Genomic DNA, 18,661 nt, shown 5'->3' on the forward strand with positions numbered 1-18,661 from the left:
TCAGGCGGCCTGCAGTGTGGGCGCCGGAAGGTTGCGGGAATGTATGGAGGCGGCTGCACCGATGGGCGGCGCGCCGAACCAGTGCAGCGTGCCGGCGAGCGCGGCGACTTCGCCCAGGATCAGCAGCGCAGGTGAGCGTACTTGCTGGGAACGCGCGATCTCCGGCAGATCGGCCAGCGTGCCGCTCACCACCCGCTGGTCGCGCCGGGAGCCGTTTTCGACCAGCGCGAACGGCGTGGAGGCCGCGCGACCGTGGGCTATCAGCCGGTCCCGCAGCCCTTCCAGCCCGGCCACGCCCATGTAGACGGCGAGCGTCTGCCGCTCCTGCGCCAGCGCGTGCCAGTCCAGCGTGTCGAACGAGTCCTTGCAGTGCGCGGTCACCAGTTTCACCGACTGCGCGTGGTCGCGATGGGTCAGTGGAATGCCGGCGTAGGCGGCGCAGGCCACGGCGGCGGTGATGCCGGGCACCACTTCGTAGGGAATGCCGTGGCCGCGCAGGAATTCAAGTTCCTCGCCACCGCGGCCGAACACGAACGGATCACCGCCCTTCAGTCGCACCACGCGCCTTCCCTCACGCGCGTGTTCCAGCATCAGCGCATGGATGTCGTCCTGGCGGGTGCTGTGTCCCGTGGCCGACTTGCCCACTTCGATGTACGTCGCATCGCGACGGCCAAGGCGCAGCACATCCTCGCTGACCAGGCGGTCGTGCAGGATCACGTCGGCCTCGTTCATCGCCCGCAATGCGTTGAGTGTCAGCAGTCCAGCATCGCCGGGGCCGGCGCCGACCACCACCACGGAGCCGGGGTGCGTCGTGGCCGCGCGCTGGTCCAGCATGGCCTGGAAATGCTGTTCCGCCTGCGCATGCAACTGCTGGCGGAACAGGCGGGGCAAGGGGCCCGCCAGCAGCGTCTCGAAGAAGCGGCGCCGCTCGCCGGGTTGCGGGAAACGCTGGCGGATACGATAGCGCTGACGGGTGAACAGGTCGGCCAGCGAGGCCCAGGAATCATCCAGCAACGTTTCCAGTTGGCGGCGCAGGTGGCGCGCCAGCATCGGCGCACCACCGCCGCTGGAGATGGCGACCTGCAGCGGGCCGCGTTCGACGATGGCGGGCACGTGGAAGCTGGAAAGTTCACCGTCGTCCACGACATTGGCGAACACGTGGCGCGCTTCGGCGGCGGTGGCGACCGCGCGGTTGACCGCCGTGTCGTCGGTCGCGGCGACCACCAGCCATGCTCCGGCGAGCCAATGGGCATCGAAGTGGCCGGGGATCCAGTTGATCCGGCCTTCCTCATGCAAGGCGCGCAGGCGCGGGGTCAGGTTCGGCGCGCCTACACGGGGACGCGCACCGGCATGCAGCAGCGCTTCGGTCTTCCGCTCCGCCACCGGCCCGCCGCCCACGACCAATACCCTGCGTTCTTTCAGGTCGGCGAACAGGGGAAACAACGGAGCGCTCACGGGCATCGGGTAGATGGCGACTGGGGTGCTGACCGTACTGCCGCGTCAGGGTGGTCGGAAATGACATCCCACGAAAACCATATAGCTTGCGGTTATAAGCCATGGCGGCTACGGTCCGGGCAAATCCTCTACAGTCCAAGGCCCCCTCCTGGTGGGCCGACGTGCCCCCACGCCGATGACGCTGACCCAACTTCGTTACCTGGTGGCCATCGCCGACGCCGACCTCAACATCACGCTGGCGGCGGCGCGGGTGCATGCCACCCAGCCCGGTCTGTCCAAGCAGCTGAAGCAGTTGGAAGACGAACTCGGCTTCCTGCTGTTCGTGCGCAAGGGTCGCAGCCTGGAAGCCGTGACACCGGCCGGCCACGAAGTCATCGACCGGGCCCGTCTGGTGCTGGGCGAGGCCAACAACATCCGCACCTATGCCGCCAACCAGCGCCGCGAGAGCCAGGGCCAACTGGTGCTGGTCACCACCCATACGCAAGCACGCTTCGTGCTGCCACCTGCCATTGCGCAGATCAAGCGCGATTTCCCCCAGGTCAGCGTGCATCTTCAGCAGGCACCGGAAAGCACGGCGCTGGACCTGCTGACGCAGGGCGATGCCGACATGGCCGTGGTCAGTACCGCCGGCGATCCGCCACAGGCGGGCATCGCCGTGCCGCTGTACCGCTGGCGAAGGCTGGTGCTTGTGCCGCGCGGCCATGCGCTGGAGCAGCTCGGTCGCGTGCCTGCGATGGCCGACCTCGCCGACCAACCGTTGATCAGCTACGAGTCGTCCACTCGCCCGGGTTCGTCCTTGCAGCGTGCCTTCGCCAAGGTGGGGCTGGAGCCGAACATCGCCCTGACGGCGCTTGATGCCGACCTGATCAAGACCTACGTCCGCGCCGGCCTCGGCGTGGGCCTGCTGGCCGAGATGGCGGTGAATGCATCCGACACCGACCTGCGCGCCTGGCCGGCACCGCCTGAGGTAAAGGAGTGCATCGCCTGGGCCGTGCTGCCACGCGAGCGCGTGCTGCGCGACTACGCGCTGGACCTGGTGCGTGCGCTGGCGCCGCAGATCGACCGCCGCGACCTGCGCCGGGTGATCGATGGCAACCAGGATCCGGACTGGCCGGAGCCGCCGACCTGGCAGTCGTTGACGCAGACGATCACGAGCTGATGGTTCCCCCGATCGTGTGATTGACGCGGCCTGCCCGCGGGAGCGAGTCTGCGTACCATCGCCCCCGCCTGATCCGCCATGAACCGCATCTCCCGGATGGTCGCCCGCATGTATGCCCCGGCCGTGGTGCTCGCGGTCGGCGGCTTCGCCACGGCGGAAGTGGTGACGCGCACCGAACGTACACTCGGCGACATCACGCCGCAGCGGCTGGCTTCGCTGTCGTTCCTGCTGGCCATCCTGCTCGGAATGGCGTGGGCTTTGCATTCCAGTTGGCGCCTGTATCGATGGGCGCGCGGCCGCGAGCTGCGCTGCGCCTGCGGCGGCATGATGTCGCGCGTGCGCTACAACCGGCAGCGGCAGAAGTACCGCAAGTGCCTGGCCTGTGGGAGCAAGACACTGGAAGGTGCGCATTGCGGCAGCGCGTGAGGTGGCGGTTCGATCCTGTCGCGACGACGTGGGCACTGGGCCTGTTCGTGCTGCTCGTCCTGCTGGCGACAGTGGGCGCGGGGCTTGGCTGGATCCGCAGCTTCGCAGGCGACGTCGTCGCGGTTGTCTGGGTGCACTGCCTGCTCGCGAGCGTGGTGTGGATGCGTGCGCCGATGCGGCCGCTGCTGGCGCTCGCCGTGGGACTGGCGGTCGAGGCGGCGCAATACGTCAGTCAGCAGACGGGCTGGCAGGTGGCGTCGCCGATGCTGCGCATCGTGCTGGGCAGCACGCCGGACTGGCTTGACGTGGTCGCCTACGTGATCGGCTTCGTGCTGGCCTGCGTGATGGAAAGGCGCGTGGCGGTCAAGCCCGCCGCCTGATCGCTCACGAAGGACAGCGCCCGCCGACCGCCCGTTGCGCGACGCACTCGCGGTAGCCGTCGGGCAGGCCGCGGATCTCGTGCGTCTTGCCGGGCGTCAGCACGAAGTCCTCCAGCGTGGTGCGCACGCAGGCGCCGGGATTCCCGCCCGATGCCGGCGCCGGGCACTTCTCCATGTAGACGCGGTAGTGGCACTGTCCGCTTTCGCTGGCGAAACACTCGAAGGTGGCCACGCCTTCCTTCAGGGTGCTCTTGCTGAAAAGCGTATCCACGCCGTTGGCGCTGCTGTGGTGGATGGTGGTGACGCTGGGCTTGTCGTCGCATCCTGCCAGGGCCAGCAGGCAGGACATCAGGGACGTGATGATGCGCATGGCGGTTTCCTCGGGTGTTCCATTGGGCAATGGCAGGCCCTCCACGACGCGGGTGCGTCGTGCCGGCGATGCCACGTTGGATGCCGCACAGGGCGGCCGGGTTTAGAGCGGTGCTACATGTTGCGGAACAGCGTCATGAAGGGCTGGCTGACGGTCAGTACCTCAGGCCGCGTCTTCAGCTTCAGGCGGCCGCGGCCGGCCTCGTCGCGACTGACCGAGGCGACCGCCTTCATGTTGACGATCGTGGAGCGGTGGATCTGCTTGAAGGTGTTCTGGTCCAGCGAATCGAGTAATTCGCGCAATGGCGTGCGCAGCAGCGATTCGCCCTCGGCCGTCATCACCGTGGTGTACTTGTTGTCGGCCTGGAAGTAGGCCACGTCGTCCACCATGATCAACTTGGTGTCCTTGCCGACGCTGGCGGTGATCCAGACCAGCGGCGGCTTGCTCGATGCGCCTTGTCGCGCCGACAGGTGGCGCAGCAGCGCGTCCAGCGTGGCGCCATCCGGGTGCCCCGCCACGGCGCGCGCCTGGATCCGCTGCACGGTCGCCAGCAGGCGCTCGCGGGTGATCGGTTTCAGCAGGTAGTCGATGGCGCCCTGTTCGAACGCATCGATCGCGTACTGGTCGTAGGCGGTGACGAACACCACCTGCGTGCGCGGGCTGGCTTCGGTCAGTCCACGGGCGACTTCGATGCCGCTCAAGCCGGGCATGCGGATGTCGAGGAAGGCCACGTCCGGCCGCAGCTCGGCGATAGATTCGAGCGCGCTGGCGCCGTCTTCGCATTCGGCGATGATGTCCAGCTGCGGCCAGGCGTCCTTCAGCAGCGAGGACAGCGCGGTGCGCAGCAGCTCTTCGTCTTCGGCGATCACGCCCCGGAAGTTCATGCGGCACCTGCCTTGCCGGCCAGCGGCAGCGTCAGCGTGGCGGCGACGCCACTGGGGAAGTTGGACACGATGGCGAACGAGGCCTCGCTGCCGAAGGTCAGGCGCAGGCGTTCACGCAGGTTCTTCAGGCCGATGCCGGTACCGGTGCTCTGGCCGCCGAAGCCCTGGCCGTCGTCGGCGACGGTCAGCGTCGCATGGTCGTCGTGCTGGCGCGCCAGGATCCAGATGGTGCCGCCGCCTGTTTTCGGCTCCAGGCCGTGCTTGATCGCGTTCTCGACCAGCGTCTGCAGCATCATCGACGGCATCGGCACGGACTTCAGTGTCTCCGGCACCTCGATCTGCATCGACAGGCGGGTGCCCATGCGGATCTTCAGGATCTCCAGGTAGGCCAGCGTGCGTTCCAGTTCCTCGCCCAGCGTGGACAGGGCGTCGTCGGTGCGCGGCAGCGAGCTGCGCAGGTAGTGGATCAGGTGGCCCAGCATGATGTCGGCCCGCGGCGGATCGGTGCGGGTCAGCACCTGCGCGCTGGCCAGCGTGTTGTAGAGGAAATGCGGTTCTACCTGCGCGTTGAGCAGGCTCAGGCGCGCCACGGTCAGTTCCTTTTCGCTGACGGTCTTCACGACATCGGCCTGTTCCTGGCGGCGCTGGTCGGCGACGCGGCGGGTGATGGCACGGGTGACGGCTTCCGCGTTCTCCACGTTGACCCCGTCATCCAGCACGAACAGGTCCAGCCACGCGCTCGCATCCGGGCCGACCATCAGGGTGATGCTGCTGGTGCCGTTGCCGGGCGTGACCGTGGCCTGCACCAGGTCCCGCTTCACGGCGAAGCGCGCCATGATGTTGAAGCGCGACGGCTGGCTGGGGCCATCGAAGCTGTCCACGCGGCGCACCTTGACCCGCACCTGCAGGCTGTCGGGCGCGCTCTCGGCATCTTCGGCGCGCGGCAGTTCACGCAGCGCACCTTCGATCAGGGCGAACGCGTCGGCGGTGTCCAGCGGCACCTCGATCTGGCGGCGCTGGCGGCTGGCCAAGGTGGTGCTGTCCAGTCGTCCCGTGATCAGCCAGATCCGGCGCAGGTGGCTGATCAGGCCGATCAGCACCGACAGCATCACCAGGGTCGAGGCGAGGTTGAAGAGCCACTCGGCGGCGCCGGACAGCACGGTCCGTTCGAAGATGCCGTTCCAGATGAAGCCCGCCATGAGCACTGCGCCGAACCAGGCGACGAGGATGCGGACGATCAGGAGCAGGCTTGGGAACACGTTGGACACCACGGCTTCGGGAGTGCCGTGGAGGATAGCCCGCCGGTCCCGGGAGGGAAGAGGGCGCGCGACGGACCCCGCGATGCGGCGACGAAACCGGGCTGGCCCGACGCGAATGCCTCAGGCTGCCGGGGCTGCCATCAGACGTCGATGTGGATGCCGCACTCGCGCTTGAGGCCGTTGAAGCGGGTGTCCTCCTCGCGCATGCCGGGCTCCCAGCGGCGCGTGGTGTGGAAGTCGCCGATCGACACGTAACCCTGCTCCCATAGCGGATGGTAGGGCAGGCCGTGCTGCTTCATGTACTGCCAGATGTCGCGATCGGTCCAGTCGACGATCGGGTTGATCTTCCAACGATCCTCGCGTTGCTGCAGCACGGGTGCGTTTGCCCGGCTGGTGGCCTGGCTGCGGCGCAGGCCGGTGAACCAGGTGCCCACGCCCAGTTCCTTCAGGGCGCGCTTCATCGGTTCGACCTTGCGCAGGCTGTTGTACTGCTCGATGCCGACCAGGCCCTGTTCCCACAAGCGGCCGTGGCGTGCTTCCATCCAGGCGCGACTGACAAGCGGACGGAACACCTGCAGGTTGAGCGCGAGGCGCTCGGTCAGTTCGTCGGCGAAGCGGTAGGTTTCGGGGAACAGATAGCCGGTGTCGATCAGCACCACGGGAATGTCCGGCTTCTGGCGGGTGACCATGTGCAGAAGCACGGCCGCCTGCGCTCCGAAGCTGGAGGACATCGCGGCTTCCGCCGGGCCGTGCTTGAGCGCCCACGCGACGCGCTGCTCGGCGGTCTGGGTTTCCAGCCACGCGTTGTGCTCGGCGATCTGGTCGGTGTCCAGGGAAAGGGCGAGGGCGCTCATGCGTGCAGTTCCAGTGCGATCTGTCGGTGGGTGGGGTAGGCGGGCAGGGCGATCACGCCACTGCGGTGCAGGAAGTCGCCAAAGCCTTCGCCATCGGCGCGTTCGCCGGCATAACGTGCGAACAGCTCGTCCAGTGTGGCGAGGATGGCGGCCTCGTCGATGTTCTCGCGGTACAACGTGTTGAGCCTTTGGCCACGAGCGTCGCCGCCCAGCATCAGGTTGTAACGGCCGGGTGCCTTGCCGACGAGCGCGATTTCGGCCAAGTACGGACGCGAGCAGCCGTTCGGGCAGCCGGAGATGCGCAGCAGGATCGGGGCATCACGCAGGCCGTGCTTTTCCAGCACTGGCTGCAGACGATCGGTGAAGTCGGGCAGGTAGCGCTCCGCTTCCGCCATCGCCAGGCCGCAGGTTGGCAGCGCCACGCAGGCCACCGCCGCGCGCTGAAGGGCCGTCCCGAGGCGATCGCCGGCGTCCAGCCCGTGCGTCTTCACCAGCGTGTCGATGCGCTCGCGCTCGCCGGCCGGCACGCCGGCGATGACGAGGTTCTGGTTCGCCGTCATCCGGAACTCACCGCGATGCACGTTTGCGATTTCGCGCAGGCCGGTCAGGTGCGTCGCATGTGAGGTATCGGCGATGCGGCCAGCGAACAGGTGCAGCGTGAGGTGCCAGCGGCCGTCTTCGCCTTCCACCCAGCCGTAACGATCGCCGTTGTGCTCGAAGCGGAACGCGCGCGTCGGCTGCAGCGTCACGCCACTGCGGCGTTCGATCTCGCCGACCACGGTGTCCAGGCCGTGGTCGTCGATGGTGTACTTGAAGCGCGCGCGCTTGCGCAGTTCGCGGTTGCCCAGGTCGCGCTGGGTGGTGACCACGGCCGTGGCGACGTCGAGCAGTTGCTCTGGCGTGATGAAGCCGATCACGTTGCCGACGCGCGGGTAGGTCTCGGCATCGCCATGCGTCGCGCCCATGCCGCCCCCGATCACCAGGTTGAAGCCGACGAGCGCGCCGTCGTCCAGGACGGCGATGAAGCCGAGGTCGTTCGCGAACACGTCCACATCGTTGACCGGCGGGACCGCGAAGCCGACCTTGAACTTGCGTGGCAGGTAGGTGGCGCCGTAGATCGGCTCTTCTTCCTCGCCGCTGCCGGCCACGCGCTCCTCGTCCAGCCAGATTTCGTAGTAGGCGCGGGTATTGGGCAGCAGGTGCTCCGACAGTTTCGCGGCCCACGCCTGCACCTCGGCATGCGCGCGCGACTCCAGCGGGTTGGCCGCGACCAGCACGTTGCGGTTGACGTCGCCGCAGGCCGCCAGCGTGTCGATCAGCGCCGCGTTGATGGCCTGCATCGTCGCCTTCAGTTCGCGCTTGATCACACCGTGGTACTGGAACGCCTGGCGCGTGGTGATGCGCAGCGAGTGGTTGGCGTACTGCGTGGCGATGGCATCCAGCTTCAGCCACTGCGACGGCGTGACCACGCCACCCGGCGTGCGGGTGCGGATCATGAACTGGTACGCCTGCTCCAGCTTCTGGCGGCGGCGCTCGTCGCGCAGATCACGGTCGTCCTGCTGGTAACTGCCGTGGTACTTGATCAGGGTCTGATCCGATTCGCGCAGCGCACCGGTGACCGGATCGGCCAGGCTGTCGAGCAGGCTGCCGCGCAGGCGGTTGCTCTCGGATTTGATGTCTTCGACGGAGTGATTGCTCATGTGTATTCCACTGTAGGAGCGACGTGAGTAGCGACCGGAAAGTTGCAGGTCGCGACTCACGTCGCTCCTGCAACAGCGAAGGGTCGTCAGTACACGTCGCGGCTATAGCGCCCCTCCGTCTGCAGCTGCACCAGGTATTCGCGCGCCGCATCGTCATCCAGCCCGCCATGCTCGACCACGATGGCCTGCAGCGCGGCCTGAACGTCCTTGCCCATCGCGATGGCGCCGCACACGTAAAGGTGCGCGCCGTTCTGCAGCCAGTCGTAGACATCCCGGCCGCGTTCGCGCAGGCGGTCCTGCACGTAGATCTTGCGTGCCTGGTCGCGCGAGAACGCCAGGTCCAGGCGATGCAGTTCGCCGCTGCGCAGCGCGTCCTGCCACTCGCTCTGGTAGAAGAAGCCGTGGTTGAAGTGCTGGGCGCCGAAGAACAGCCAGTTGCGGCCGCGCGCACCGGTTTCGGCGCGTTCCTGCACGAAACCACGGAACGGCGCCACGCCGGTGCCCGGACCGATCATCAGGATGTCGCGACTGCCGTCGGCCGGCACGCGGAAGCGTTCGTTGGCCTCGATGTAGACCGGCACCTGGTCGCTTTCTTCGCGTGCGGCGAGGAAGCCGCTGGCGGCACCGCCGTGCGCATGACCGAAGGCCTCGTAGCCCAGCACATCGACGGTCAGGTGGGCTTCTTCGCCCACACGCTTGCGGCTGGAGGCGATGGAGTACAGGCGTGGCGCCAGCGGGCGCAACGCGGCGACCAGTTCCTGTGCGGACCAGTCGGCGGGCCAGCGACGCAGCACGTCGATGATCTGGTGGGTGCCGAACAACTGCGCCAGCGCCGGCGCGTTCGCCGGGCCGAGCAGGGTGTTGAGTTCTTCCGCCTGCGCGTGTGCGGCATGCGTGGCCAGGAACGGACGCGACACGCGGGTCAGTTCGCGGCGCGCCGCGAGCCATTCGCGCAGCGGCAGGGTATCGCCGCCTTCGCTGACGGCGCTCTCGCCGTCCAGCTGCAGCGCCTCGATCACGCCATCGACCAGCGCAGCGGGATTGCGGTGGCGCACGCCCAGCGCGTCGCCGGGTTCGTAGTGCAGGCCGCTGCCTTCCAGCGACAGCTCGATGTGGCGCACGTCCTTGTCGGCCACGCCGTGCTGGCCGAAGCGCGGGCCCTTGAAATCGCGGCCGCTGATGCGCTGGTTGAACAGCAGCTCGGCGGGGAAGGGATGCTCGTGCGACCACACGGCCGCATGGCCGGGGCGCAGCGGCGTGACTGTCGCCAGCGGAGCGGCGCCAGCCGTCGGTGTCTTCAGCAGGTCGCGCGCATGCGCCAGCGCCTGCTCGCGCCACGGGGTCGCGACCGTCTCGATGTCGAGGTCGGCCAGGCCGGCGGCGAACAGCCGGCTGCCGCCGAGTTCGGCCAGACGTGCGTCCAGCCGGGTGGCGATGCCGCAGAAGTCGGCATAGCTGGAATCGCCCAGGCCGAGCACGGCGTACTTCAATTCCGGCAGCTTCGGTGCACGCTTGCCGCGCAGGAATTCGACCAGGCCGATGCTGTCGTCGGGTGGATCGCCTTCGCCCTGGGTACTGATGACGAAGTAGAGAAGACGTTCCGTCGCCAGTTCGCGCTGCGGGTAGGCATCGGCACGCAGCAGGCGAACCGACAGGCCCGCGGCTTCGGCCTGCTGGGCCAGTACTTCGGCGGCCCGACGGGCATTGCCGGTCTGGCTGCCGTAGACGATGGTCAGGCGCTGCGCGGCCTGCACGCCCTGGGCAGGAAGGATCGTCCGGGATGGCGTGGCGGCGGATGCGGCCTGTGGTGCCAGCTGCGCCTGCGCCAGGCCGGCGGCGTAGCCGGAAACCCACCACAGGCTGGCGCCGTCCAGGCCGGCGACCGCCTGGGCCAGCAGCGCCCGCCGTTCCTCCGCGAGGGGGATGGGGGCGAGGACAGGCTGGGTGGCGGACATCGGCATGGCCCGTGGGCGCGACTGGGACGACCGATGGTAGGGAGGGGCGCCGACCGCCAGAAAGGACGCGTGGTTATGGGCTTATGGCCGCAGCTTATTTCGCCTGCACGAGCAGCCGGCCGAATACTGCCGGCCTCCCGGACCCGGTGGCGACGCCCTGCTAGGCTAGCCCGTCCGGATCCACTGCCCCCTTTGCCCGCCTCGATGACTGCCGTACCCCGCCTGTCCCACCTCGACCGCCTGGAAGCGGAAAGCATCCATATCCTGCGGGAGGTCGCCGCCGAGTTCCGCAACCCGGTGCTGCTGTACTCGGTGGGCAAAGACAGCTCGGTGCTGCTGCACCTCCTGCTGAAGGCGTTTGCTCCGGCGCGGCCGCCGATCCCGCTGCTGCACGTGGACACGCGCTGGAAGTTCCGCGAGATGATCGCCTTCCGCGACCGGCGTGCCGCCGAGACCGGCGTGGACCTGCGCGTGCACATCAATCCCGACGGCATTGCCCGCGACATCGGCCCGATCACCCACGGCGCCACCGTCCATACAGACGTCATGAAGACCCAGGGCCTGAAGCAGGCGCTGGACCACTACCGCTTCGACGCCGCCATCGGCGGTGCCCGCCGCGACGAGGAGAAATCGCGGGCCAAGGAGCGCGTGTTCTCGTTCCGCAACGACAGGCACCGCTGGGACCCGAAGAACCAGCGTCCGGAGCTGTGGAATCTCTACAACGCCCGCATCAACAGCGGCGAAAGCGTGCGCGTGTTCCCGCTGTCGAACTGGACCGAGCTGGACATCTGGCTTTACATCTACCGCGAGCACATCCCGGTGGTGCCGCTGTATTTCGCTGCCGAGCGGCCGGTCGTCGAGCGCGATGGTGCGCTGCTGATGGTCGACGACGACCGCCTTCCGCTGCGCGAGGGCGAAGTGCCCCAGCAGCGCCGCGTGCGCTTCCGCACACTGGGCTGCTACCCGCTGACCGGCGCCATCGACTCCGACGCCGATTCGCTGGAGAAGATCATCGCCGAGATGCTGGTGACCACCAGCTCGGAGCGGCAGGGGCGGGTGATCGACCACGATCCCGGTGCATCGATGGAGAAGAAGAAGCTGGAGGGCTATTTCTGATGGTCGCGCTCATTCCGTCGTCCCAGCGAACGCTGGGACCCATGTTGATGTTCGCGCGATCGATGACGCTTGCCGGGGCATCCTGCGAGATCAAGCTGGATGCCAGCATGCACGGGGATGACGATGCCGGTCTGGAGTTGACACGCATGAAGATAATGTCGGTGGCCGCTGCATGAATACCGCAAGCGACATCGCAACCTACCTCAAGCAGCACGAATCCAAGCCGCTGCTGCGCTTCATCACCTGCGGCAGTGTGGATGATGGCAAGAGTACGCTGATCGGTCGCCTGCTGTACGACAGCAAGCGCCTGTTCGACGACCAGCTGGCCGCGCTGGAGAAGGACAGCCGCAAGCACGGCACCCAGGGCGAGCGCATCGATTACGCGCTGCTGCTGGATGGGTTGGCTGCCGAGCGCGAGCAGGGCATCACCATCGACGTGGCTTACCGTTACTTCGATACGGACAAGCGCAAGTTCATCGTCGCCGACTGCCCCGGGCACGAGCAGTACACGCGCAACATGGCCACCGGCGCATCCACTGCGGACCTGGCCGTGGTACTGGTGGATGCCCGCAAGGGCCTGCTGACACAGACCCACCGCCACAGCTACATCGTCTCGCTGCTCGGCATCCGGCACGTGGTGCTGGCGGTGAACAAGATGGACCTGGTGGATTTCGACCAGGCCGTGTTCGAGCGCATCGCCGCGGATTACCGCGCGCTCGCGGAGCGGCTCGGCATTGCATCGATCACCTGCATCCCGCTGTCGGCGCTGGATGGTGACAACCTGTCCACGCGCTCCAAGCGCACGCCCTGGTACACCGGGCCCGCCTTGCTGGAACACCTGGAAAGCGTGCAGGTCGACGCGCACGATACCGGCGCAGGCCTGCGCCTGCCGGTGCAATGGGTCAACCGCCCGCACCAGAATTTCCGCGGCTATGCAGGCACCATCGCGGCCGGCGAGGTGAAGCCGGGCGACGAGGTGGTGGTGCTGCCGTCCGCGCGCCGTTCGCGCGTCGGACAGGTACTTGGCCCTGATGGCGAAGTCGCCACGGCGCACGCCGGCCAGGCCGTGACGCTGACCCTGGTGGACGAAATCGACATCAGCCGTGGCGACGTGATCGCGGCCGCAGGCGACCCGCCGGAAGTGGCCGACCAGTTCGCCGCGCACCTGCTGTGGATGTCAGACGCGCCGTTGCTGCCCGGCCGGCCGTACTGGCTGAAGATCGGTGCGCGGACCGTTTCTGCCACCGTCACCGAGATCAAGCACCGCATCGACGTGAACACGCAGGAGCACCTCGCTGCCAAGCGGCTGGAGCTCAACGAGGTGGGCTACTGCAACCTCAGCCTGGATGAACCGGTCGCCTTCGACACCTACGCGCGCAACCGCGCGCTGGGCAGCTTCATCCTGATCGACCGGTACGACAACGGCACGGCCGCCGCGGGCACGCTGGACTTCGCTTTGCGGCGCGCGGGCAACGTGCACTGGCAGCATGTCGATGTCGACAAGGCCGCGCGTGCCCGCCAGAAAGGGCAGGTGCCGAAGGTCCTGTGGTTCACCGGCCTGTCCGGCGCGGGCAAGTCGACCATCGCCAACCTGGTGGACAAGCGCCTGCATGCGCTGGGCTACCACAGCTTCCTGCTGGACGGCGACAACGTGCGCCACGGGCTGAACCGCGACCTGGGCTTCACCGATGAAGACCGCGTGGAGAACATCCGCCGCGTGGCCGAGGTGGCGAAGCTGATGACTGATGCCGGCCTGATCGTGCTGGTCAGCTTCATCTCTCCGTTCCGTGCGGAGCGGCGGATGGCGCGCGACCGGTTCGCTGATGGCGAGTTCATCGAGGTCTTCGTCGACGTGCCCCTCGCTCTTGCCGAGGCGCGCGATGTGAAGGGCCTGTACCGCAAGGCCCGCGCGGGGTTGATCCCGAATTTCACCGGCATCGATTCGCCATACGAGACTCCGGAGCACCCCGACGTGCACCTTCACGCGGGCGAGCAGGACCCCCAGGCACTGGCGCTCCAGGTGCTGGCGAAGCTGGGCCTGGAGTAGCGCCGGGATCCGTCTCGTCACGGCGGCAAGGGTCATAGGTCATGGTCGGGCATGTGCACCGCATGCCCTTTGGCGCGTTTCCCGCACGAACTGCCGCATCCGCGGCAGCGTGTTTCACGTACGGCCGGTAGACTGCGTGAATAATGAAAATTACGGGATGATCCATGCTCAACCGATTCGCCCCCCGCGTCCTGCTGGTCGCGCTGCCCTTCCTGCTGCTCGCCGCTTGTGGCGGTGACAAGGGCGCGCAGGCGAAGGGCAATGGCAATGCGGGCGAGCGCCCCATCCCGGTCACCACACAGGTGGTCCAGCCGGGCGCGTGGAACGACACCCTGCAGGCGCTGGGCACGGCGAAGGCGCGTGAATCGGTCACCCTGACCGCGAAGGTCAGCGAGATCGTGCAGGACGTGCACTTCGAAAGCGGCCAGGATGTCGCCGCCGGGCAGAAGTTGATCACATTGAAAGGCGACGCCGCGCAGGCCGCGCTGGTGCAGGCTGAGGCGACCTACGCGGAGGCCGAGCGTCTTTACCGCCGGCAGAAGGAACTGGCCGACCAGCAGCTGATCGCCCGCTCGCAACTGGACACCCAGCTCGCCTTGCGCGATGCCGCGGCAGCGCGCGTGCGCCAGGCGCGCGCCGACATCGGCGATCGCAGCGTGCGTGCGCCGTTCGCCGGCGTGCTGGGCATCCGCCAGGTCAGCCCCGGTTCGTTGATCACCGCCAACAGCGCGATCGCCACGCTCGACGATATTTCGCGCATGTACGTGGACTTCCAGGTACCCGAGGTGGCGTTGGCAACGGTCGGCGTGGGCAATACGGTGACGGCCACGGCTGCGGCGTATCCGGGCGAGACATTCGAAGGACGGGTGGAAACGATCGATGCGCGCATCGACGCGACTACGCGCGCCGTGACCGTACGCGCGGTGTTCCCGAATGCCGGGCGCAAGTTGCGCCCCGGCATGCTGCTGGACGTGCGCCTGTTCCGCCCCGAGCGGCAGGCACTGGTGATCCCCGAGATCGCCGTGGTGCAGGTGGGCCGTGATTCGTTCGTCTACCGCGTCAAGCCGGATGGCAGCGTCGAGCAGGCGCCGGTGACGGCCGGCGTGCGCCGCGACGGCCAGGTCGAGATCGTGAAGGGCGTCGCTGCCGGCGACCGCATCGTCATCGACGGCACCGGCAAGCTGCGTCCGGGTGTGAAGGTGGCAGACGCTGTGCCGTCGGCTCCGCCGAAGCAGGACGCGCCCGCCGCCGACGGCAAGGGCTGAGCGCCATGAAACTTTCCGACCTGTCGATCAAGCGCCCCGTCTTCGCGGTGGTGGTCAGCCTGCTGCTGGTGGTCCTGGGCGTGATGTCGTTCCTGCGCCTGACCCTGCGCGAACTGCCCAACATCGACCCGCCCATCGTGTCGGTGGAAGTGAACTATCCGGGCGCATCGGCTGCCGTCGTGGAGACGCGCGTCACCCAGATCCTCGAGGACGGCCTGTCGGGCATCGAGGGCATCAAGACCATCCAGTCCAGCAGCCGCAACGGCCGCTCCGACGTGACCATCGAATTCAACCTCAGCCGCGACATCGAGGCCGCCGCGAACGATGTGCGTGACCGTGTCAGCCGGGTGATGGACCGCATGCCCGACGAGGCCGATCCGCCGGAGATCTCCAAGGTCGAAGCCGACGCCGATGTCATCATCTGGTTGAACATGCGCTCCACCGTGATGGACACGATGGAGCTGACCGACTATGCCGACCGCTACGTGCTGGACCGGCTGTCCTCGCTCGATGGCGTGGCCCGCGTGCAACTGGGTGGCGGCCAGCGCTACGCCATGCGTATCTGGCTTGACCGCGAGGCGATGGCTGCGCGCGGCGTGACCACCAGCGATGTCGAGACCGCGCTGCGGGCGCAGAACGTCGAACTGCCGGCCGGCCGCATCGAATCCGCCACTCGCGACTTCACCCTGCGTGTGGAGCGTGGCTACCAGCGGCCGGAACAGTTCTCGCAGTTGCCGTTGCGCAAGGGCGACGACGGTTACGTGGTGCGGCTGGGCGACGTCGCCAAGGTGGAACTGGGGGCCGAAGAGCGTCGCTCCTACCTGCGCAGCAACGCCGTGCCGAACGTCGGCCTGGGCATCGTACGCACCTCTACCGCAAACGCGCTCGACGTGGCGCGCGCGGCGCGCGCCGAAGCGGAGGTCATCCAGCAGACCCTGCCCGAAGGCACCGAGATCTTCATCGCCTACGACAGCACCACCTTCATCGAAGCCTCCATCGAGCGCGTGTACTGGACGCTGGGTGAGGCGATGGTGCTGGTGTTCCTGGTCATCTGGCTGTTCCTGGGCAGCCTGCGCGCGGCGCTGATTCCCGCAGTGACCGTGCCGGTCTGCCTGATCGCTTCCTTCATCGCGCTGTACGCCTTCGGCTTCTCAATCAACCTGCTTACGCTGCTGGCGCTGGTGCTCTGCATCGGCCTGGTGGTGGACGATGCCATCGTGGTGCTGGAGAACGTGCAGCGCCGCGCGGACCTGGGCGAGCCGCCGCTGGTGGCGGCACGGCGCGGCACCTCGCAGGTGGCATTCGCGGTGATGGCTACCACGGCGGTGCTGGTGGCGGTGTTCCTGCCCGTGGGCTTCATGGAGGGCAACACGGGGCGCCTGTTCCGCGAGCTTTCCGTCGCCCTCGCGGCGGCGGTCGCCATCTCGGCCTTCGTCGCGCTGACGCTCACACCGATGATGTCGTCCAAGCTGGTGCGGCCACACACCGAACCCCGTGGGCTGAACGCGTGGACCAACCGCACGCTCACCCGTGTCAGTAACGGTTATGCACGGCATGTCGAACGGCTCGTCGCCCTGCCGGGCAAGCGCATCCTCGCCATGGTGCTCGTGGCGATGGCGGTCTGCGGCATCGCCATCGTCGCGCTTGGCCTGCGCGTTCCCAGTGAACTGGCGCCGGCCGAGGATCGCGGGCGTTTCTTCGTGATGGTCGATGGCCCGGAGGGTGCCGGCTTCGATTACATGGTCGGCCAGATGCAGCAGGTCGAGAAGATCGTCATGGCGCAGGTGGGCGGGGACAAGCCCGTCGATCGCGCCAACTCGCGCACGCCGCGCGGTTTTGGCGGCAGCGAGGAAATGCACACCGGCCAGGTGATCGTGTTCCTGCACGACTGGCACGAGCGCGACGTGGCCACGGACGACGTGGTGGCGCAGCTGCGCGGCGAGTTGTCCAAGCTGCCCGGCGTACAGGCGCGCGCCAACGTGCCCGGTGGCCTGGTCGGCAGTCGTGGCCAGCGCTACCAGCTGGTGCTGGGTGGCCCGGACTACGCCGAACTGGCGCAATGGCGCGACCGCATCCTGCAGCGGCTGGAAACCAACCCGGGCATCCAGGATCCGGATTCGGACTACAAGGAAACGCGGCCGCAGATGCGCGTGAACATCGACCGCGACCGCGCCGCCGACCTCGGCGTGTCGGTCCAGGAGATCGGCCGCACGCTGGAGACGATGATGGGGTCGCGCCAGGTGACCACCTACGTGGACAGCGGCGAGGAATACGACGTCATGCTGCAGGCCGGCCGCGAGCGTCGGGCCAACCCCGAGGATCTGGCGCAGACCTACGTGCGCGGTGGCAATGGTGCGCTGATCCCGCTGTCCAACCTGGTCACGTTGAGCGAAATCGCCGAACCCGGCAGCCTCAACCGGTTCAACCGCCTGCGTGCGATCACCATCAGTGCCGGTCTGGCACCCGGGTACAGCATGGGCGAGGCGCTCGAATGGACGCGCCAGGTCGTGGAGGAGGAACTGCCGGATTACGCGCAGATCGACTGGAAGGGCGAGTCGCGCGAGTACCAGGAAGCCGGTGGCGCCATCCTGCTGACCTTCACCCTGGCGCTGCTGATCGTGTATCTGGTGCTGGCGGCGCAGTTCGAGAGCTTCATCCATCCGCTGGTCATCATGCTGACCGTGCCGCTGGCGGTGCTCGGCGCGCTGATCGGCCTCTGGGTCACCGGCGGCACGCTGAACCTCTTCAGCCAGATCGGCATCGTGATGCTGATCGGCCTGGCGGCGAAGAACGGCATCCTGATCGTCGAGTTCGCCAACCAGCTGCGCGACGACGGCGCGAACGTGGCACGCGCCATCGCCGAATCGGCGCGCGTGCGCCTGCGCCCCATCCTGATGACATCGGTGGCTACGGTGATGGGGGCGGTGCCGCTGGTGCTCTCCGGTGGTCCGGGTTCGGCCAGCCGGGCGACCATCGGCATCGTGGTGATCTTCGGCGTGACCTTCTCCACGCTGCTATCGCTGTACGTGGTCCCGGCGTTCTATGCCCTGCTGGCGCCCTACACCCGCTCGCCCGAAGCCGTCGCGCACGAGCTCAGCAAGCTGGAGGCGGAAACCCCCGCCGTGGGCGGACATGGCTGAGTCCGGCGGACGTCCGTTCGCCGGCGTCAGGCTGGAGGGAGATGGATTCGTTCTGCGGGCATGGCGGCACGATGACCTGGACGCGCTGGTGCTTCATGCGGACGACCCGCTGGTACCGCGCGGGTTGAGCGATCGCTTCCCGCATCCTTATACACGTGCGGATGGCGAAGCCTTCCTTGCCGGCCACGTGGTCGACCTCGACCATCCCGTGCTCGCCATCGAGATGAGCGGCGAGGCCTGCGGCGGCATCGCAGTGCGCCCGCGGCAAGGCGAGAAGGCGCACGGCGCCGAGCTGGGCTACTGGCTGGGGCGCCGCCATTGGGGGCACGGACACATGACCCGCATCGTCGCGGCCTACCTGGACTGGGTGGTGCCTGCGCTGGATCTGCGCCGGGTCGAGGCCAACGTGCTGGATGTCAATCCCGCCTCGGCATGCGTGCTGGAGAAGAACGGTTTCCAGCAGGAAGGCGTGCGCCGTGCAGCCGTGCGCAAGCCCGACGGGCTGCACGACCTCCGGCTTTTTGGCCGGATCTGGCCCTGAATCCACACCGGGACTGCGCAGCGGTGCAGGTTACGGGTATCTTTCATGGACTTGGCAGCGCTCGGCCGCCGCTTTCCCGTACCCCTGCACCAACGACCGGAGACCCATCC

At 67.8% G+C, this 18,661-nt stretch carries 16 protein-coding genes; 9 read left to right on the forward strand and 7 right to left on the reverse strand.

The features are described 5' to 3' along the window. Positions 1-1,455 carry a siroheme synthase CysG gene (cysG, locus tag FB548_RS15265; protein ID WP_255470585.1) on the reverse strand — a complete coding sequence of 485 codons (1,455 nt, stop codon included), beginning with the start codon at positions 1,453-1,455 and terminating at the stop codon, positions 1-3. A gap of 175 nt (positions 1,456-1,630) precedes the next feature. Here cysG and FB548_RS15270 point away from each other — a divergent pair, with 175 nt between their 5' ends. From FB548_RS15270 to FB548_RS15280, 3 genes are all read left to right on the forward strand, one after another. Then, on the forward strand, positions 1,631-2,614 hold the full coding sequence (locus FB548_RS15270) for a LysR family transcriptional regulator (protein ID WP_142125910.1): 984 nt from the start codon (positions 1,631-1,633) through the stop codon (positions 2,612-2,614). A 78-nt stretch (positions 2,615-2,692) separates the two neighbouring features. After that, entirely contained in the window at positions 2,693-3,040 is a 348-nt protein-coding gene (locus FB548_RS18900; RefSeq protein ID WP_142125657.1) for a hypothetical protein, read from the forward strand. Next, positions 3,037-3,420, forward strand: a complete 384-nt coding sequence (locus FB548_RS15280) for a DUF2809 domain-containing protein (RefSeq protein WP_221625979.1) — start codon at positions 3,037-3,039, stop codon at positions 3,418-3,420. The genes FB548_RS18900 and FB548_RS15280 overlap by 4 nt, the downstream gene beginning before the upstream one ends. 4 nt (positions 3,421-3,424) lie before the next feature. Here FB548_RS15280 and FB548_RS15285 read toward each other — a convergent pair whose 3' ends face one another. From FB548_RS15285 to FB548_RS15310, 6 genes are all read right to left on the reverse strand, one after another. Beyond that, a complete protein-coding gene (locus FB548_RS15285) occupies positions 3,425-3,790 on the reverse strand; it encodes a hypothetical protein (protein ID WP_142125659.1) in 366 nt (121 codons plus the stop codon). 113 nt (positions 3,791-3,903) lie between these two features. Next, positions 3,904-4,674, reverse strand: coding sequence for a LytTR family DNA-binding domain-containing protein (locus FB548_RS15290; RefSeq protein ID WP_142125660.1), 771 nt, complete (start codon positions 4,672-4,674; stop codon positions 3,904-3,906). Beyond that, a complete protein-coding gene (locus tag FB548_RS15295; protein WP_142125911.1) occupies positions 4,671-5,933 on the reverse strand; it encodes a histidine kinase in 1,263 nt (420 codons plus the stop codon). Before FB548_RS15295 ends, FB548_RS15290 begins: the two co-directional genes overlap by 4 nt. A gap of 140 nt (positions 5,934-6,073) precedes the next feature. Then, positions 6,074-6,787: a phosphoadenylyl-sulfate reductase gene (locus FB548_RS15300; RefSeq protein ID WP_142125661.1), complete on the reverse strand. Its 714-nt coding sequence runs from the start codon at positions 6,785-6,787 to the stop codon at positions 6,074-6,076. Then, entirely contained in the window at positions 6,784-8,487 is a 1,704-nt protein-coding gene (gene cysI, locus FB548_RS15305; RefSeq protein WP_142125662.1) for an assimilatory sulfite reductase (NADPH) hemoprotein subunit, read from the reverse strand. The genes FB548_RS15300 and cysI overlap by 4 nt, the downstream gene beginning before the upstream one ends. A gap of 86 nt (positions 8,488-8,573) precedes the next feature. Further along, a complete protein-coding gene (locus FB548_RS15310; protein ID WP_142125912.1) occupies positions 8,574-10,442 on the reverse strand; it encodes an assimilatory sulfite reductase (NADPH) flavoprotein subunit in 1,869 nt (622 codons plus the stop codon). Between the two features lie 204 nt (positions 10,443-10,646). Here FB548_RS15310 and cysD point away from each other — a divergent pair, with 204 nt between their 5' ends. The 6 genes from cysD (at position 10,647) to FB548_RS15335 (ending at position 18,551) form a co-directional block, all read left to right on the forward strand. Next, positions 10,647-11,558: a sulfate adenylyltransferase subunit CysD gene (gene cysD / locus FB548_RS15315; protein ID WP_142125663.1), complete on the forward strand. Its 912-nt coding sequence runs from the start codon at positions 10,647-10,649 to the stop codon at positions 11,556-11,558. Beyond that, complete coding sequence (locus FB548_RS18825) at positions 11,558-11,734, forward strand: hypothetical protein (protein WP_185742135.1); 177 nt, start codon at positions 11,558-11,560, stop codon at positions 11,732-11,734. Before cysD ends, FB548_RS18825 begins: the two co-directional genes overlap by 1 nt. Next, positions 11,731-13,605, forward strand: coding sequence for a sulfate adenylyltransferase subunit CysN (cysN, locus tag FB548_RS15320; protein ID WP_142125664.1), 1,875 nt, complete (start codon positions 11,731-11,733; stop codon positions 13,603-13,605). The genes FB548_RS18825 and cysN overlap by 4 nt, the downstream gene beginning before the upstream one ends. A gap of 164 nt (positions 13,606-13,769) precedes the next feature. Further along, positions 13,770-14,870, forward strand: a complete 1,101-nt coding sequence (locus FB548_RS15325; RefSeq protein WP_142125665.1) for an efflux RND transporter periplasmic adaptor subunit — start codon at positions 13,770-13,772, stop codon at positions 14,868-14,870. 5 nt (positions 14,871-14,875) lie between these two features. Next, on the forward strand, positions 14,876-18,010 hold the full coding sequence (locus FB548_RS15330; protein ID WP_142125666.1) for an efflux RND transporter permease subunit: 3,135 nt from the start codon (positions 14,876-14,878) through the stop codon (positions 18,008-18,010). After that, on the forward strand, positions 18,003-18,551 hold the full coding sequence (locus FB548_RS15335; protein ID WP_142125667.1) for a GNAT family protein: 549 nt from the start codon (positions 18,003-18,005) through the stop codon (positions 18,549-18,551). Before FB548_RS15330 ends, FB548_RS15335 begins: the two co-directional genes overlap by 8 nt. The last annotated feature ends 110 nt before the right edge of the window (positions 18,552-18,661 follow it).

Origin of the sequence: Pseudoxanthomonas sp. 3HH-4, from assembly GCF_006716465.1 — a bacterium.
Taxonomy (GTDB): domain Bacteria; phylum Pseudomonadota; class Gammaproteobacteria; order Xanthomonadales; family Xanthomonadaceae; genus Pseudoxanthomonas_A.

Coding starts and splice junctions, on each gene's coding strand:
- FB548_RS15270 (WP_142125910.1), top strand. CDS start 1,631: ATGACGCTGACCCAACTTCGTTACCTGGTGGCCATCGCCGACGCCGAC.
- FB548_RS18900 (WP_142125657.1), top strand. CDS start 2,693: ATGAACCGCATCTCCCGGATGGTCGCCCGCATGTATGCCCCGGCCGTG.
- FB548_RS15285 (WP_142125659.1), bottom strand. CDS start 3,790: ATGCGCATCATCACGTCCCTGATGTCCTGCCTGCTGGCCCTGGCAGGA.
- FB548_RS15290 (WP_142125660.1), bottom strand. CDS start 4,674: ATGAACTTCCGGGGCGTGATCGCCGAAGACGAAGAGCTGCTGCGCACC.
- FB548_RS15300 (WP_142125661.1), bottom strand. CDS start 6,787: ATGAGCGCCCTCGCCCTTTCCCTGGACACCGACCAGATCGCCGAGCAC.
- cysI (WP_142125662.1), bottom strand. CDS start 8,487: ATGAGCAATCACTCCGTCGAAGACATCAAATCCGAGAGCAACCGCCTG.
- FB548_RS15310 (WP_142125912.1), bottom strand. CDS start 10,442: ATGTCCGCCACCCAGCCTGTCCTCGCCCCCATCCCCCTCGCGGAGGAA.
- cysD (WP_142125663.1), top strand. CDS start 10,647: ATGACTGCCGTACCCCGCCTGTCCCACCTCGACCGCCTGGAAGCGGAA.
- FB548_RS18825 (WP_185742135.1), top strand. CDS start 11,558: ATGGTCGCGCTCATTCCGTCGTCCCAGCGAACGCTGGGACCCATGTTG.
- cysN (WP_142125664.1), top strand. CDS start 11,731: ATGAATACCGCAAGCGACATCGCAACCTACCTCAAGCAGCACGAATCC.
- FB548_RS15325 (WP_142125665.1), top strand. CDS start 13,770: ATGCTCAACCGATTCGCCCCCCGCGTCCTGCTGGTCGCGCTGCCCTTC.
- FB548_RS15330 (WP_142125666.1), top strand. CDS start 14,876: ATGAAACTTTCCGACCTGTCGATCAAGCGCCCCGTCTTCGCGGTGGTG.
- FB548_RS15335 (WP_142125667.1), top strand. CDS start 18,003: ATGGCTGAGTCCGGCGGACGTCCGTTCGCCGGCGTCAGGCTGGAGGGA.